This is a genomic window from Belnapia arida, from assembly GCF_016773205.1.
In the GTDB taxonomy this organism is placed as follows: Bacteria; Pseudomonadota; Alphaproteobacteria; order Acetobacterales; family Acetobacteraceae; genus Belnapia; species Belnapia arida.
Map to the genome: position 1 here is coordinate 40,413 of NZ_JAETWB010000012.1, position 15,281 is coordinate 55,693.

Annotated in this window: 15 protein-coding genes; 10 read left to right on the forward strand and 5 right to left on the reverse strand. The window is 70.2% G+C overall.

Annotated features, from left to right (window positions below):
- Nucleotides 1-51 precede the first annotated feature (51 nt).
- The 6 genes from JMJ56_RS19680 to JMJ56_RS19705 are packed head-to-tail and all read left to right on the forward strand — an operon-like array spanning nt 52 to nt 5,939.
- Entirely contained in the window at nt 52-780 is a 729-nt protein-coding gene (locus JMJ56_RS19680; protein WP_202833481.1) for an ABC transporter ATP-binding protein, read from the forward strand.
- Complete coding sequence (locus tag JMJ56_RS19685; protein WP_202833482.1) at nt 780-1,511, forward strand: ABC transporter permease; 732 nt, start codon at nt 780-782, stop codon at nt 1,509-1,511. The genes JMJ56_RS19680 and JMJ56_RS19685 overlap by 1 nt, the downstream gene beginning before the upstream one ends.
- A 4-nt stretch (nt 1,512-1,515) precedes the next feature.
- Entirely contained in the window at nt 1,516-3,462 is a 1,947-nt protein-coding gene (locus JMJ56_RS19690; RefSeq protein ID WP_202833483.1) for a GldG family protein, read from the forward strand.
- Nucleotides 3,463-3,472: 10 nt separating this feature from the next.
- The gene (locus tag JMJ56_RS19695) at nt 3,473-4,495 is read left to right on the forward strand and encodes a DUF4340 domain-containing protein (RefSeq protein ID WP_202833484.1); all 1,023 of its coding nucleotides are present in this window, start codon (nt 3,473-3,475) and stop codon (nt 4,493-4,495) included.
- On the forward strand, nt 4,492-4,920 hold the full coding sequence (locus JMJ56_RS19700) for an NUDIX hydrolase (RefSeq protein WP_202833485.1): 429 nt from the start codon (nt 4,492-4,494) through the stop codon (nt 4,918-4,920). The genes JMJ56_RS19695 and JMJ56_RS19700 overlap by 4 nt, the downstream gene beginning before the upstream one ends.
- A gap of 26 nt (nt 4,921-4,946) precedes the next feature.
- Entirely contained in the window at nt 4,947-5,939 is a 993-nt protein-coding gene (locus tag JMJ56_RS19705; protein WP_202833486.1) for a Bug family tripartite tricarboxylate transporter substrate binding protein, read from the forward strand.
- A gap of 37 nt (nt 5,940-5,976) precedes the next feature.
- Here the strand turns inward: JMJ56_RS19705 and msrP are convergent, their stop codons facing one another.
- Nucleotides 5,977-6,909 (reverse strand): protein-methionine-sulfoxide reductase catalytic subunit MsrP, encoded by a 933-nt coding sequence (msrP, locus tag JMJ56_RS19710; RefSeq protein ID WP_202833487.1) that lies wholly within the window; start codon nt 6,907-6,909, stop codon nt 5,977-5,979.
- Between the two features lie 190 nt (nt 6,910-7,099).
- Here msrP and JMJ56_RS19715 point away from each other — a divergent pair, with 190 nt between their 5' ends.
- The gene (locus JMJ56_RS19715) at nt 7,100-7,879 is read left to right on the forward strand and encodes a response regulator transcription factor (protein WP_202833488.1); all 780 of its coding nucleotides are present in this window, start codon (nt 7,100-7,102) and stop codon (nt 7,877-7,879) included.
- Nucleotides 7,880-8,034: 155 nt separating this feature from the next.
- A complete protein-coding gene (locus tag JMJ56_RS19720) occupies nt 8,035-8,766 on the forward strand; it encodes a transglycosylase SLT domain-containing protein (RefSeq protein WP_202833489.1) in 732 nt (243 codons plus the stop codon).
- On the opposite strand, the gene JMJ56_RS19725 is transcribed toward JMJ56_RS19720, so the two are convergent.
- Nucleotides 8,763-9,233, reverse strand: a complete 471-nt coding sequence (locus JMJ56_RS19725) for a DUF192 domain-containing protein (protein ID WP_202833490.1) — start codon at nt 9,231-9,233, stop codon at nt 8,763-8,765. The genes JMJ56_RS19720 and JMJ56_RS19725 overlap by 4 nt on opposite strands.
- Here JMJ56_RS19725 and JMJ56_RS19730 point away from each other — a divergent pair.
- Nucleotides 9,232-10,170 (forward strand): alpha/beta fold hydrolase, encoded by a 939-nt coding sequence (locus JMJ56_RS19730; RefSeq protein ID WP_236038053.1) that lies wholly within the window; start codon nt 9,232-9,234, stop codon nt 10,168-10,170. The genes JMJ56_RS19725 and JMJ56_RS19730 overlap by 2 nt on opposite strands.
- Before the next feature lie 7 nt (nt 10,171-10,177).
- Here JMJ56_RS19730 and JMJ56_RS19735 read toward each other — a convergent pair whose 3' ends face one another.
- The 3 genes from JMJ56_RS19735 to tpiA are packed head-to-tail and all read right to left on the reverse strand — an operon-like array spanning nt 10,178 to nt 13,263.
- Nucleotides 10,178-11,365 carry an aminotransferase gene (locus tag JMJ56_RS19735; protein WP_202833491.1) on the reverse strand — a complete coding sequence of 396 codons (1,188 nt, stop codon included), beginning with the start codon at nt 11,363-11,365 and terminating at the stop codon, nt 10,178-10,180.
- Nucleotides 11,366-11,392: 27 nt separating this feature from the next.
- A complete protein-coding gene (locus JMJ56_RS19740; RefSeq protein ID WP_202833492.1) occupies nt 11,393-12,520 on the reverse strand; it encodes an acetoin utilization protein AcuC in 1,128 nt (375 codons plus the stop codon).
- On the reverse strand, nt 12,517-13,263 hold the full coding sequence (tpiA, locus tag JMJ56_RS19745) for a triose-phosphate isomerase (protein WP_202833564.1): 747 nt from the start codon (nt 13,261-13,263) through the stop codon (nt 12,517-12,519). The genes JMJ56_RS19740 and tpiA overlap by 4 nt, the downstream gene beginning before the upstream one ends.
- A 117-nt stretch (nt 13,264-13,380) precedes the next feature.
- On the opposite strand from tpiA, the gene JMJ56_RS19750 reads away from it, so the two are divergent.
- Nucleotides 13,381-15,270 carry a peptidylprolyl isomerase gene (locus JMJ56_RS19750; RefSeq protein ID WP_202833493.1) on the forward strand — a complete coding sequence of 630 codons (1,890 nt, stop codon included), beginning with the start codon at nt 13,381-13,383 and terminating at the stop codon, nt 15,268-15,270.
- The last annotated feature ends 11 nt before the right edge of the window (nt 15,271-15,281 follow it).

A 15,281-nucleotide genomic window follows, 5' to 3' on the forward strand; every position in this document is an offset into this window, starting at 1 on the left:
GGCACATCCCGGTAAGTCCCCCCGCCGGGCTGCATGATGGGGGGTCTTGCCTTGGCTGCGCTGATCGAGATCGAGCGCCTGACCAAACGCTTCGCCGGCTTCACCGCGGTGGACGACGTCTCATTCAGCGTGGAACGGGGCGAGGTGCTGGGCTTCCTCGGCCCCAACGGTGCCGGGAAATCCACCACGATGCGGATGCTGGCCGGCTTCATGCCGCCCTCCGCCGGCACCGCCCGCATCTGCGGCGCCGATGTGGTGGAGCAGCCGGTGGAGGCCAAGCGCAACCTTGGCTTCCTCCCCGAGGGCGCGCCGACCTACCCGGAGATGACGGTCGCCGGCTTCCTCGCCTTCACCGGCCGCATCCGCGGCTACCGGGGCAGCGAGCTGGCCGACCGCACCGCCCATGCCATGGCGCTCACCCAGCTCGAAGGCGTCCGCCTGCAGCCGATCGAGACCCTCTCCAAGGGGTTCAAGCGCCGCGTCGGCCTCGCCCAGGCCCTGTTGCATGACCCGCCCGTGCTGGTGCTGGACGAGCCGACCGACGGCCTCGACCCCAACCAAAAGCACGAGGTGCGCGAGCTGATCCGCCGCATGGCGCCCGAGAAGGCCATCGTCATCAGCACCCATATCCTGGAGGAGGTCGGCGCCGTCTGCACCCGCGCCATCATCATCGCCCGCGGCAGGGTGGTGGTGGATGCGCCGCCTTCCGTGCTGGAGGAGCGGGGCAGCAGCCTCGACGACGTCTTCCGCCGCCTCACCCTCGGGCAGGAGGCCGCCTGATGCGCGCCGCCCTCACCGTTGCCCGGCGCGAACTGGCCGGCTACTTCGCCACGCCGGTCGCCACGGTCTTCATCGTCATCTTCCTGGTCCTGGCCGGTGCGCTCACCTTCACCCTCGGCAACTTCTTCGGCCGCGGCCAGGCGGACCTCGTACCTTTCTTCTCCTTCATCCCCTGGCTCTTCCTCTTCCTCGTCCCCGCGCTGACCATGCGCCTCTGGGCGGAGGAGCGGCGCCTCGGCACGATCGAGCTGCTGCTGACCCTGCCCCTGCCGCAATGGGCGGCGGTGCTCGGCAAATTCCTCGCAGCCTGGGCCTTCTGCGGAATCGCACTGGCGCTGACCTTCCCGCTCTGGATCACCGTCAACATCCTTGGCTCGCCCGACAACGGCGTGATCCTCTCGGGCTATGTCGGCTGCCTGCTGGTCGCCGGCGCCTATCTGGCGCTCGGCGCCGCGGTCTCGGCCTTGACGCGGAACCAAGTGATCGCCTTCGTCCTCGCCGTCGCCCTCTGCTTCCTCTTCGCTGCCGCCGGCAGCCCCGTCGTCACCGAATTCCTCGACACGCGACTACCGGTGCTGGCCGAGATCGCCCGCAACCTCTCCGTCGCGGATCGCTTCGGCGGCTTCACCCGCGGCGTCATCGCGGCGCGGGACCTCATCTGGTTCGCCAGCTTCATCGGCTTCTTCCTCTTCGTGAATGCCGTCGTGCTCGACCATCGGAAGGCGGACTAGTCCCATGAGCGAGACCACACCGCGCCGCGGCAGCCGCCGCCTCGGCACCTCCGCCCTCGGCCTGCTGGCCGCTGCTGTGCTCGTTATCGGCGTCAACATGCTGGCCGACCGGCTGCTGCCGCGCGCCCGCATCGACCTGACGAGCCAGGGCCTCTACACTCTCTCCGGCGGCACGCGGCAGATCCTCGGCGGGTTGCAGGACCCGATCACGCTGCGCCTCTTCTACTCGCGCCGGCTTGGTGCCGAGATCCCGATGTATGGCGCCTATGCCGACCGGGTGCGCGAGATGCTGGCGGAATACGTCTCGCTCTCGAAGGACAAGGTGAAGCTCGAAGTCTTCGACCCGGAGCCCTTCTCCGAGATCGAGGACCGCGCGATGGCCTATGGCCTTCAGGGCGTGCCGGTCGATCAGTCAGGCGAGCAGGTCTATTTTGGCCTCGCTGGCACCAACCTCGTCGATGACGAGCGCGTCCTCGCCTTCTTCCAGCCGGACCGCGAGCGTTTCCTCGAGGCCGATCTGACGCGCCTTGTCTACGAGCTTTCCAACCCGCGCCGCCCCACCATCGGCGTCATGTCGCCCCTGCCGCTGAACGGCGACCCGCGCGCGATGATGTTGCGCCAGCCCCAGCTCGCCCAGCCGGCCGCGGTGATGACGCAGCTCCGCCAGTATTTCACCGTGAAGGACGTCGCACTCGACGCCCAGGTGATCGACCCGGATGTGCAGGTCCTCCTCCTCGCCCATCCACAGGGGCTGGGCGACGCGGCGCAATACGCCGTCGACCAGTTCGTCATGCGTGGCGGCAAGCTTTTCCTGCTGGTCGACCCGCATTCGGAGAGCCAAGCCGCCCGTCCCGGCCCGACCGGCCAGCCGCAGACTAACACCTCCTCCTCGCTCGACCGTCTGCTGAACGCCTGGGGCATCGATGCATCCTCCGACAAGGTGGTGCTCGACCTGCGCGGCGCCTGGCGCGTCCGCGCTGGCCCCGGCGACCGCGTCCAGGCCGTGGACTACCTCGCCTGGTACAACCTCCAGGGCGACAGCCTGAACCGCTCCGAGGTCTCGCTCGCCCAGCTCGACCAGGTCACCGTCGCCTCCGCCGGCGAGCTGCGGAAGCGCGAGGGCAGCACGGTGGAATTCACCCCGCTGCTGACCTCCTCCGCACAGAGCATGGTGGTGGACGCTGCCCGCGTCAGCCAGGACCCAAGCCCGGCGCGCCTGCTCGCCGATTTCCGCGCCGACGGCAGCCGCCACGTCCTCGCCGCCCGGCTGCGCGGCGAGCTTGCTTCCGCCTTCCCGGATGGCCCGCCGCCGCTCGCTGAGGGCCAGCAGCGCCCGGAAGGTTTCCCCGCCCATCTCGCCCGCAGCCAGGGTCCGGCCAATCTCGTCGTCATTAACGACAGCGACATCCTGGAGGACCGCTTCTGGGTCCGCATCCAGGATTTCTTCGGCCAGGCGATGGCGACGCCGATCAGCGGCAACGGCGCCTTCGTCAGCAACATCACCGACACGCTTGGCGGTTCCGACGCGCTGATCTCGCTCCGCTCCCGCGGCGAGAGCCTCCGCCCCTTCGAGTTGGTGGAGGACATCCGCCGCAATGCCGACGCCCAGTACCGCCAGACCGAGCGCCAGCTGACCCAGAGGCTGGAGGAGACGGAGCGCCGCCTGCGCGAGCTGCGCCAGGGCACCCCGACCGCCCCCGGCGCCGAGCGCAACGCAAGCCAAGCCGTCATCACGCCCGAGCAGCGCACCGAGATCGACCGCGCCCGCGAGGAGATCCTTGCCACCCGCCGCCAGCTCCGCGCGGTGCAGCTCGAGCTGCGCCGCGACATCGAGGGGCTGGAGACGACGCTTCGCCTGGTCAACATCGCCCTCGTCCCGGCGCTGCTGACCCTCTTCGCCATCGGCCTCGCCGTGCTGCGGCAGCGCCGCCGCGCCGCCGCCCGGGCCTGAGGAGACATCGATGCAACGCCGGACCCTGCTGCTTCTCGGCGGCGGCGCCATCGTAACGGTGGGCGCCGCGCTTTTGCTCACCCCCCAGACCTTGCAAAAGGAGGTCGCCCCGCCCGCCGCCAGCCTCGCCTTCCCCGGCCTTGCCCCACGTCTTGCCGAGGCGGCGAGGATCGAGATCCGCAAGCATGACGGCAGCCTCACCCTGCTCCGCCAGGGCGAGTCCTGGGTTCTGTCGGAGAAGGGCAACTACCCCGTCCGTCCTGAGCGGGTGCGCGAGTTGCTGGTCGGCCTCACCGAACTGCGCCTGGTGGAGCCGCGCACCGCCGATCCCGGCCAGCACGACCGGCTGGGCGTCGACGATCCCTCCCGCCCTGGCAGCACCGCCCTGTTGCTGCGCGTCCTCGCCGCCGGGGACCAACCGGTCGCCGAAATCGTCATCGGCCGCCGCCGCGTGCGCACCCAGGGCAACGTGCCGGAGAGCGCCTATATCCGCCGCCCCGCCGAGAGCCAGGCCTGGCTCGCCGAGGGCCGCCTGCCCGCCGATGCCGATGCGCAGCTCTGGCTCGACCGCGACATCGCCAATATCGCCGGGGACCGCGTGCGCCGCGTCACCATCCGCCGTGCCGACGAGCCGGAGTTGATGCTCGCCCGCGGCGACGAGGCCGAGGCGAAGCTCCGCCTCGAACAGCCCCTCGACCCGCGTCCGCTTGACGACGTCTCGCTCGATGAGGTGGCGCGTGGCTTCGAATTCCTCACCTTCCTCGACGTGAAGCCCGCCGCCGAGGCGCCCGGCCGCGCTTTGGGCGAGTCCCGGTTCGCCCTCATCGACGGCCTCGCCGTCACCGTCGCCCCGAGCCATGAAGGCGAAACCCTTTGGATCCGCCTCGCCGCCGAGGGCCCGGGCAGCGAGCCGCTCAACGCCCGCTGGCGAAACTGGAGCTACCAGGTCGGCGTGTGGAAGGAGAAAGCCTTCATCCCCCGGTTCGAGGATCTCATGCCCCGCGCCGCGCCGCCACCGCCGCAGGCCCGATGAGCACCCGCGAGTATCCCGACCGCCCCTGGGTCGGCATCGGCATCGTCGTCTTCGACGGCGACCGCGTGCTGCTCGCCCGGCGCGGCAAGCCGCCCCGCGTCGGCAGCTGGTCGCTCCCCGGCGGCGCCCAGCATCTCGGCGAGCGGGCCGAGGCCGCCGCCAGGCGCGAGCTCTTCGAGGAGACCGGCATCGAGGCCGGCCCGCTCGAACTGGCCGCCGTGGTCGATGCCATCACCACCGACCCGGGCGGCGCCACGCGCTACCACTACACCATCATCGATTTCTGCGGCCGCCGCACCGGCGGTGAGGGCCGTCCCGGCGACGATGTCTCCGCCATCGCCTGGGCCCTGCCGGAGGAGCTCGCCACCTACGACCTGACGCCGGACGTGCTCAGGGTTATCGCCGAAGCTCGCCAACGCCTGTAGCCTGCACCGCGACAGGAGGTCGCGCCATGCCGGGACGTCGCAGCATCCTCACCGCAGGCGCTACCCTGCTCGCTGACCCTGCCTTCGCCCAACCCGTCGCAGGCGGCCGCCCCTTACGGCTGATCGTGCCCTTTCCGCCCGGCGGAGCTATCGACATCCTCGGCAGGCTGATCGCCGAGCGCCTCGGGACGCTGCTCGCCCAGACTGTCGTCACCGAGAACCGCGGCGGAGCCGGCGGCAATATCGGCGCCGATGCCCTGGCAAAATCGCCGTCCGATGGCTCCGCCATCGGCCTCATCGGCGCCACCACGCTTTGCGCTGCGCCCTTCCTATACAAATCCCTGTCCTTCGACCCGCAGCGCGACCTCGCCCCCATTTCCAACGTTACCACCGGCCCGGTGCTTTGCGTGGTGAACGCCGATACGGCGGCGAAGCGTGGATGGAGCGACTTCCCTGCCCTCATTGCCTGGTCCAGGGCACAGCCGGAGCAGGTGACGATGGGCTCCTCCGGCACCGGCACCACCAGCCACCTGACCATCGCCGCGGTGAACCAGGCAACCGGGGCGCGCATCACCCATGTTCCCTATCGTGGCGGCGGCCCGGCCATCTCCGACCTGCTCGCAGGAACCATCGACATGATGTTCGACGTCATGCCGGCGTTGATGCCGCATGTGGAGGCAGGCCGTTTCAGACCCCTCGCCGTCAGCAGCGCCGAGCGCTTGCCCTTCCTGCCGGATGTGCCGGGGATGAGGGACCTCGCGGCCCTCGGCCTCGGCGACCTAGACATCCAAAGCTGGAACGCGATGATGGCCCCGGGTAGCACCCCCGCCCCGGTCCTTGCCCAGCTCAACGAGACGGTGAGGCGGATCGCCGCCGACCCCGCCTTCGTCGAACGCCTGCGCCCGCTCGGCTACCAGGTCCTCACCAGCGAGACGCCCGAGGCGCTCACCGCCCGCATCCAGGCGGAGACCCCGCGGTGGAAGCGTCTCGTCGAGATCTCAGGCGCCCGCCTGGACTAGCCAGCCCGGATCCCAGCTCGGCGGGGCCGCATCGGGATCAGGTCCAGAGCCTTTCCCGCTGCAGGTTGCCGTAGAGCCCGGCGACGAACTCGCCATAGCCGTTGAAGAGCTGCGTCGGCACTCGCTCGCCCGTGCCGAGCACCCGCTCGCTCGCCTGGCTCCAGCGCGGATGCGGCACTTCCGGGTTGATATTAGCCCAGAAGCCATATTCCTGCGGCTGGATGGCCTCCCAAAAGCTCTTCGGCCGCTCCGCCACCAGGCTGATGCGTGTCAGCGACTTGCCTGCCTTGAAACCGTATTTCCAGGGCTGGTGAAAGCGGATCGGCCCGCCATTCTGCGCCAGCAGCGGCTTGCCATAGGCCCCGACGACCAGGAAGGATAGGTCGTTCCCCGCCTCCTCAATGGTGCAGCCCTCGACATAAGGCCAAGGGTACCAGGACTGCCGCAGCCCCGGCATCACCGCCGGCAAGGCCGCCGTTTCGAAGCGCACATACTTGGCTCCTGCCTGCACGCCGACAGCCGACAGGAGCGCTGAGAGCGGGAAGCCCGTCCAGGGCACCACCATCGACCATGCCTCGACGCAGCGCAGCCGATAGACGCGCTCCTCCACCGGCATGGCCTTGGTCAGGTCCTCGACCGAGAACTCCCGCGGTCGGTCCACCAGCCCGTCGACTTTCACTGTCCAGGGCGAGAGCGGTAGCTTCTGCGCGGGTCGGTAGATGCCCTTGTCGGTGCCGAACTCGTAGAAGTTGTTGTAGGTGGTTGCCTCTCGCTCGGCCGTGATGGCGCGGCCGGGCTCGTACCGGGCGTTGCGCGCGGCCGCCGGGAAATCCGCCGCCCGCGCCAGCCCAGGCAGCCCGATCGAGGCCAGCCCCGCCGCCTTCAGCGCCGTCCGCCGGCCGAATACCAGCGCCTCCGGCGTCACCGCGCTTTCCGGCATCTCCCAGCCACGGCGCCTGCGAATGAACATCTCCATACTCCTAGGGCAAGGGCAGGCTACGAAGCAGCCTGTCTGATTTGGCCTCGCACAGGTGTTTCGCCAGAGCCACAGCAAGGGTTACCGACACACGCATCGCGCGAATTGGATTGTATTCCATATCCTGCACACTATCCTGTGATCACCAACGGCCTTGCAGACGATCCACCTGGCGGAGCAGCGCATGCACATCCTCCTTGCCTCCCCTTCGGCCAACGCCGCGACCCTTGTCGCAGGCCTCGCCGATCTCGGCCTCCGCTGTGACGATATCGACACCTTGGACGACCTGCCCTCCGCCCTTGCGCTGAGCGGGCCCTATGACGGCCTCATCCTGCGCATCGACGGCCCCGTCCGCGAGGCCCAGACCGCCATCGCCGATCTCCGCCGACGCGGCCTCAACCTGCCTGTTGCCGTGCTCTGCGGCCGCACCGCGCAGCCGGCCGAGGAGGAAGCGCTGCTTCACGCCGGCGCCGATGACGTACTCGCCAACCCGATCCATCTCCGTGTGCTGGCCGCCCGGCTCCAGGCCCTTGCCCGCCGCGCCCGCGGCCATGCCAGCGCCCGCCTGGTCTGTGGCAACGTCACGCTCGATCAGGCGCAACACGCCGCCGTGGTCGATGGCCGTCGCGTCAACCTGACCGCCCGTGAATTCGACTTCCTCGAGACGCTGATGCTGCACAAGGGGGTGCTCCTGACCAAGGAACGCTTCATGAGCAGCCTCTATGCCGACGGCATGGCGCCTGATTCCAAGATCGTCGACGTCTTCGTCTGCAAGCTGCGCCGGAAGCTCGCCGATTGCGGCGCGGCGGAGATGATCCGCACCGTCTGGGGCCGCGGCTATGTCGCCTTCGAGCCGAGCCCGGCCGCGGTCGAGACCGCGCGCAACGCCCGCCGGCCGGAAGCCGCCATCGATCCGGTCCCGCGGGGGTGGACGCGCCGGAGCCAAGTGCTGGCGACCGCCTGAGCCGGGAAGCAGGGATCGGCGGCCTAGCCTCCGATCCAATGGCCATGCTCCGGCTTCCTTTACCGCGCTGTTCGCCATCCCTAAAGCCTGGCTTGGCACGCCCCTTGCGCTGAACCCCTCCGCCGCCCGCATGCCGCGGGCGCGGGAACCCAGCGATGCCCCGTCACCGCCTGCTCTTCGTCCTGGCGCTGCTTCTGCTTCCCCTGCCCGCCGCGGCAACGCCGAATGGCTCGTGCGAGGCCGCCATCGCCACGGTGGAGCGCGAGGCAGGCCTTCCGTCACGCCTCCTGGCCGCCATCGCCCGCGTCGAATCCGGCCGCCGCAACCCGGCCACCGGCACGCTCGAGCCCTGGCCCTGGACCATCAATGCGGAGGGGCGCGGCAGCTTCTTCCCAGACAAGGCGGCAGCTATTGCCGCCGTCCGCTCCCTCCAGGCCCAGGGCATGCGATCCATCGACATCGGCTGCATGCAGATCAACCTGCGCCACCATCCGAACGCCTTCGTCAGCCTGGACGAGGCCTTCGATCCGCTCGCGAATGCCCGTTACGCCGCCCGCTTCCTGAACGAGCTGAAATCCACCCGTGCCGACTGGATGGCAGCCGCCGCCGCCTATCATTCCCAGACACCGGAACATGCCGAGCCCTACCGCGCCCGAGTCGCTGCCGCCTGGGCACAGGAGCAAGCGCGGCCGACGCCCGCGCCACAGGTGGCGCTGCCCCTCTTTCGCCCGAGCCAGCCCGGCGGCGGCTTCATGCTCTCGAACGGCGCCGACCGCGCTCCGGTCCTCGCCAATGCAAATCCAGGAAGCGGCCGCGGTCTTTCCGCCTATCGCGCCGCACCCATCCCCCTCGCCGGCCGTATGGCGATGCCGCCGCCGCGGCTCTAATTCGCGTTGTTGAAGATCCGCTGGATCACCCGGTCCCCGACGCGCAGCCCCAGCCGTTCCGCCGTCCCCGCCGCCAGTTCCAGCGTCGCCCGCACCGGCCCGCGGCTGTCGATGGCCGCGAGGGAATAGGGCACCGTCCGCTCCGCAATCCGGTGGATGCGCCCATCCGCGCCGATGAAGACCATGTCGAGCGGGGCGACGGTGTTGCGCATCCACATGCTGGACTCGCGCGGCTGCCCCCAGTCGAACAGCATCCCCTCATCTGCCCCGACGCTCGGGCGGAACATCAGCCCGACCATCTGCTGCTCCATGGTCAGCGCCATCTCCACCCGGAATTCATGCCGCTTGCCGTCGCGCGTGACGATGGCGAGCTTCTCCTCGGGCAGCCGCGGCTGCGGTTCGGTCTGGGCGAGGGCGGGGGTGGCTAGGAGGAGGCCGACGAGGCCGAGCAGGGAGCGTCGAAACATGGCGGCCAGCTTGGCATCAGCGCGGCCCGCCGACCATACTCCCCGCATGGAAGCGCTCCGCACCATCCGCACCCCGAAACTCGAGATCGCCTATGCGGAGGCGGGCCCGCCCGACGGTCCACCCGTCCTGCTGCTGCACGGCTTCCCCTATGCCCCGCACGCCTACGCGGAGGTCGTGCCTCGCCTCGCCGCCGGCCGCCGCTGCATCATCCCCTATCTGCGCGGCTATGGCCCGACCCGCTTCCTCTCGCCCGAGACGCCCCGATCCGGCCAGCAGGCCGCACTCGGCCAGGACCTGCTTGATCTGCTCGACGCGCTTGCCATCCCTTGCGCGACCCTCGCCGGCTATGATTGGGGCGGTCGCGCCGCCTGCATCGTCGCGGCGCTTTGGCCGGAGCGCGTCGCCGGCCTCGTCTCCTGCACCGGCTACAACGTCCAGGACATCGCCGGCTCGGCGAAGCCGGCCTCCCCGGAGCAGGAGCACCGCCTCTGGTATCAATACTACTTCCACACCGAGCGCGGTCGCGCCGGGTTGGAGGTCGACCGCCGTGGCATCGCCCGCCTGCTCTGGCGCCTCTGGTCACCCGAGTGGCATTTCGACGCCACCACCTTCGCCGCCAGCGCCAGCACCTTCGACAACCCGGATTTCGTCCCGGTGGTGATCCAGTCCTATCGCCACCGCTTCGGCTATGCCGGGGGCGACCCGGCGCTGGAGCCGATCGAGGCCGCCCTCGCCCGACAGCCCCGCATCACGGTGCCGACCATCGCCCCGCATGGCGGTGCCGATGGCGTCGGCCCAGCCGCGGCCTCCGCCGACCACCACCGCCATTTCACCGGTCCCTATGAGCGCCGCGTGCTGCCCGGCATCGGCCACAATGTGCCGCAGGAAGCGCCGGAGGCCTTTGCCCAGGCGGTGCTCGACCTACCCTCGGCCTGACCAGGCCTCACCCCGCCGCGGCCAGGGCCGGTCGTTCCTCCTCCACCCGCCGCAGGCGCTCCAGCAGTGCCGACACGCCTGCCACGTCCACATTGGCGAAGGCGATGCGCAGATGCCGCTCCGCCCCGGCGAAGGCCGGGCCGGGCAATGCCATCAGCCCATGCTCTGTCGCCAGGTGCCGCGCCACGTCCCAGGCCGAGGCCTCGCCGAAGGGGTGCCGCACATAGGCGAAATAGGCCCCAAGAGCCTCCAGCCGCCATCCGGCCAGATCCTTGAAGCCGGCGCGCAGGGCCCGCCCCCGCGCGTCCATCTCCGTCCGCTTCTCCTCCCGCCAGCCCGCCAGCGCATCGATCCCCCAGGCTACCGCAGCCTGGGCCGGCCGGTTGGCGCAGATCTGCACGCAATCCATCACCTTGCCGAGCTGCGGCAGCAGCACCTCCGGCGCCGCCAGCGCCCCCAGCCGATGCCCCGGAATGGCGAAGGATTTGGAGAAACTGTAGAGTTGAACGAGGTTTTCCGGCCATCCTTCCCCCTGCAGCAGCCCATGCGGCGCACCATGCCCGGGCGGCAGGAAGTCCCGATAGGTTTCGTCCAGCACCAGCCAGATCCCCCGCCGCCGGCACAGTGCATGGAATCGCGCGACGAGCGCCGGTGGGTAGGCCGCCCCGGTCGGATTGTTCGGCGTCACCAGGACGATGGCTCGCACCCGGCCATCGATCAGCGCCTCCGCCGCTTGCGGATCGGGCAGGAAGCCCGGGCCGCAGGGCAGGCCCCGCGCTTCGATCCCCAGCATGTCGAGCGACATCGCATGGTTGAAATACCAGGGCGTGGGCACGATCACCGCATCGCCGCGCCCGGCCAGCGCCATCATGGCCACGAAATAGGCCTGGTTGCAGCCAGCGGTGATGGCAACATTCTGCGCCGCACAACTCCCGCCATAAAGCCTGCGCAGATGCGCCGCATAGGCTTCCCGCAGCGCGGCGTCTCCCTGGATCGGCCCATAAGCGGCCGCCTCCGCGCTACCCGCCGCCGCCGCAAGCCGCTCCAGCATCTCCGGCGGCGGCGGATAGGCCGGCACTGCCTGACAGAGATTCATCAGCGGCCCATGCTTCCCGTCATAGCGCCGGCCCCAGGCCTGGATTTCGGGGATGGGCGGGCTGCCGGTATCGATCAGTCGGGGGTTGAGTCTCGGCATTGCAGATCCTGTAAGGGGGATGAACCCCTAACGTACCGGCGGCGCGATGGTGGCGAGGTCCCGCACTACGGCCGCCGCCACCCGCTGCACCGCCGCCCGCACCACGCCCGGCCGCGGCATATCCCGCAGGGTCGTGAACCAGTGGTCCGGCGGATTTCGCCCAGCCGCCCGCCCGAAGCGCAGCGCCCGCAGCACCTGTTCTGCGGCGGGTGGCAGCCGCTCCGGGATGTCATACCCGTTGAGTACCGCCCAGACCCCCGCCCAGCACCGCCCGACCGTCCAGGGATTATACCCGCCGCCCCCCAGGACCAGCAGCCGCGGCGCCAACCCCATCAGCGCCCGCACCACCCCCCAATGCGCATTGTTGGAGAGCGCGAGGCGCGAGAGCGGGTCCTCCTCCAGTGCATCCGCCCCGCATTGCAGCATGATCGCCTGCGGCTGCAGGCGCAGCGTGATGGGCAGGATCGCCTGATGCAACACCCAGAGCATCTCGGAATCGTTGAAACCAGGCGGCACCGGCAGATTACGCGCCGCCCCACCCGCCCGGTCCTCCACCGCCCCGGTTTGCGGCCAACGTCCCGCTTCATGCACAGAGAGGGTGAAGACCCGCGGATCGTCCCGGAAGGCGTCCTGCACCCCATCTCCGTGATGCGCATCGATATCGACATAGAGGACATTGTCGAGCCCGGCATCGAGCCAAGTCAGCAGCCCGAGCACCGGGTCGTTGAGGTAGCAGAAGCCGCTCGCCCGGTCCGTCCGCCCGTGATGCGTCCCGCCACCCAGACAATAGACCACCCCACCCTTTGCGGTGAGCCTGGCGGCCAGCATGCATCCGCCCGCGCTGGTCGCCGGCCGGGAGAAGACCTCCCGGTAGACCGGGTTGCCATGCGCCCCGATATGGAAGCGCGCCTGGTCCTCCGGCGTCGCCCGCTGCATCGCCTCCGCCCGCTGCAACGCGGCGATGTAGTCTGGCGCATGAAACCGCGCGAGTTCCGCCGGCGTCGCCATCGGCGCCTCGATCCAGCCGCCCGGCGGCAGCCAGCCCAGCGCCTCGATCAGGTCGAGCGCCGTCGAGACGCGGGGGATCGCCAGCGGATGCTTTGGCCCATAGGAGGAGTGCCGGTAGATCTCCGAGCCGATGAGCTGCGGCGTCACGCGGCGTCCGGCACCCCCGCAGCAATCGCCAGGAAATCCGCCGCTGCCAGGCTCGCCCCGCCGACCAAGGCCCCATCGACATGCGGCAGCGCCAGGATGGCCTTCGCGTTGCCTGGCTTCACCGAGCCGCCATAGAGGATACGCAGCCCCCCGCCTGGCGTGCCAAATCGCCCTTCCAGGTTGGCCCGGATCGCCGCGTGGATGGCCGCGATCTCCGCCTCGGTCGGCGTCCGCCCGGTGCCGATGGCCCAGACCGGCTCATAGGCGACGACGCCCCCGGCGGCCGCAAATCCATCCGGCAGGCTGCCATCGAGCTGCTGGGTAACGACGGTCTCCGCGTCGCCCGCCAGCCGCTGCGCCTCGCTCTCCCCGACGCAGACGATGGGGACGAGCCCCGCCGCCAGCGCCGCCTCCGCCTTGGACCGCACCATGGCATCCGTCTCGCCATGATCCGCCCGCCGCTCGGAATGGCCGAGGATCACGTAGGTGGCCCCGACGTCCTGCAGCATCGCCGCCGCCACGTCGCCGGTATGGGCGCCCTTCTCCCGTGCATGGCAATCCTGCCCACCGAGTGCGATATCGGCTCCCAGGGCGCCCCCGACCGGCACCAGATAGGGAAAGGGCGGGCAGACCAGCAACTCGGCCCGCGCCCCTGCCGCGCCGGCCCGGACCCCTTCGGCCAGCGCCCCGGCCTCGAGCAGGGTGCCGTGCATCTTCCAATTGCCGGCGATCAACGGGCGCACTCCGGGGGTCATGGCGGCATCCTCTCTGTTGGCCGAAACCGGGTATCCGCGACCAACAGGTTTGGCAACGGCCGACGCCTCCGCTATGCACCCCGCCCGGATCACAGACGGACCATCATGCTCACCGCTCTCCGCCGGCTCGCCTCGACCTGGGTCGCCAAGCTGCTCTTCGTCCTGCTGATCGGCTCCTTCGCCGTTTGGGGCATCGGCGACACAATCCGCAGCTTCGGCCAGGACAATGCCGTCGCCCGGGTCAATGGCGCGCCCATCGAGATTGAGGAGGCCCAGGCCGCCATCCGCCGGGAGATGCAGCGTCTCTCCCGCCAGCTCGGCGGCCAGTTCGACAACGACCCGCGCATCCGTCGCGCCGTCGCCCAGCAGGCGATCGAGCAGCTGATCCTCGACCGTGTCCTGCGCGCCGAGGCAAGCGATCTGGGCATTGCCGTGCCGGACCAAGCGGTGCGTGACTTCATCTTCTCGATCCAAGGCTTCCGCGGCATGAGCGGCCAGTTCGAGCGCCCGGTCTTCGAGAATTTCCTGCGCAGCAACGACCTGACCGAGGCCGGCTTCCTCGCCCTGGTCCGTGCCGACCTGGCCCGGCAACAGCTGGCGCTCGCCATCCGCTCCGGTGCCGCCATTCCCGACGCGCTGGGCAACACCTTGTTGCAGTGGCAGCAGGAGCAGCGCAGCGCCAGCCTCGTCACCCTCCCCCTCGCCGCCGCCCCCGAGCCCCCGGCGCCGGAGGAAGCCCAGCTCCGCCGCTTCCACGAGAACAACCCGGACCGCTTCTCCAGCCCCGAATACCGCGAGGCGAGCGTCGGCGTGCTGACCGCCGACCGGATCAGCCGCGAGATCGAGGTTTCCGACGCCGACCTCGCCGCCGCCTATGACTCCCGCCGCAACCAGTTCGAGACGCCGGAGCGCCGCAAGCTGGAGCAGGTGCTGGTCCAGGACGAGGAGAAGGCCAAGGCCATCGCCGCCGCCTGGTCAGGCGGCGCCGACTTCGCCACCATCACCCGCGAGGCCGACGCCGCCGGCGGACAGGCGGTGGATCTCGGCGCCATCGACCGCGCCGGCCTGCCCTTCCCGCAGCTCGCCGAAGCCGCCTTCGCAGCCGCGCCCGGCACCGTCACCACCCCGGTGAGGACCGATTTCGGTTGGCACGTCCTCAAGGTCGAAGGCATCGAGCCAGGCGCCACCCGGCCGCTCGCCGAAGTCCGCGATCAGCTCCGTACCGACCTCACCGCCGAGAAGGCCGCCGACCTCGCCTTCGAGCGCGCCAACCAGGTGGAGGACGCGCTGGCCGCCGGCGCGACCCTCGCCGAGGTCGCACAGCGCTTCAACCTCGGCTTTGCCACCATACGCACGGATGCCAATGGCCTCGAACCCGAGGGCAAGGCGGTCGAGCTACCCGTGATCGAGGCCGCCCGCGCGCCCCTGCTGCGCACCGTCTTCACGACGGAGAAGGGCGCCGCCCCCCGCCTCGCCGAAACCGAGGCCGGATTCGTCGCCGTCGATGTGAAGGAGGTCACGCTCCCCACCCTCCGCCCCTTCGAAAGCGTCGAGCCCCAGGTCCGAGAGGCCTTCATTGCCGAGGCCAAGCGCCGCGAGATGGAGGAGCGCGCCGCCGGCCTCCTCGCCGCCGTGAAGGGCGGTAAGAGCCTGGCCGATGCCGCCCGCGAGGCCGGCTTCGGCGTCCGTGAGATCGGCGCCGTGACCCGCGACCAGCGCGACGGGCCGGTGCCGGCCGAAATTCTCGCCCCGCTCTTCGAATTGAAGGCGAACGAGCCCACCATGGCACGGACGCGGGACGGCTTCGCCGTCGCCCAGCTCTTGGAGGTCACCCGCCCCGACCCCGCCGCCGACCCGGCGGCCCTCGCCCGCCTCAAGGCCGAGACTAGCCAGGCCATGGCCGGCGACCTTGAGACGGAATACGTCGCCGCCCTGCGCAACCGGGCCGATGTCCGCATCAACGCCCGCCTGCTCGACAGCCTCGCCCAACCCTGAACCCGGAGCAC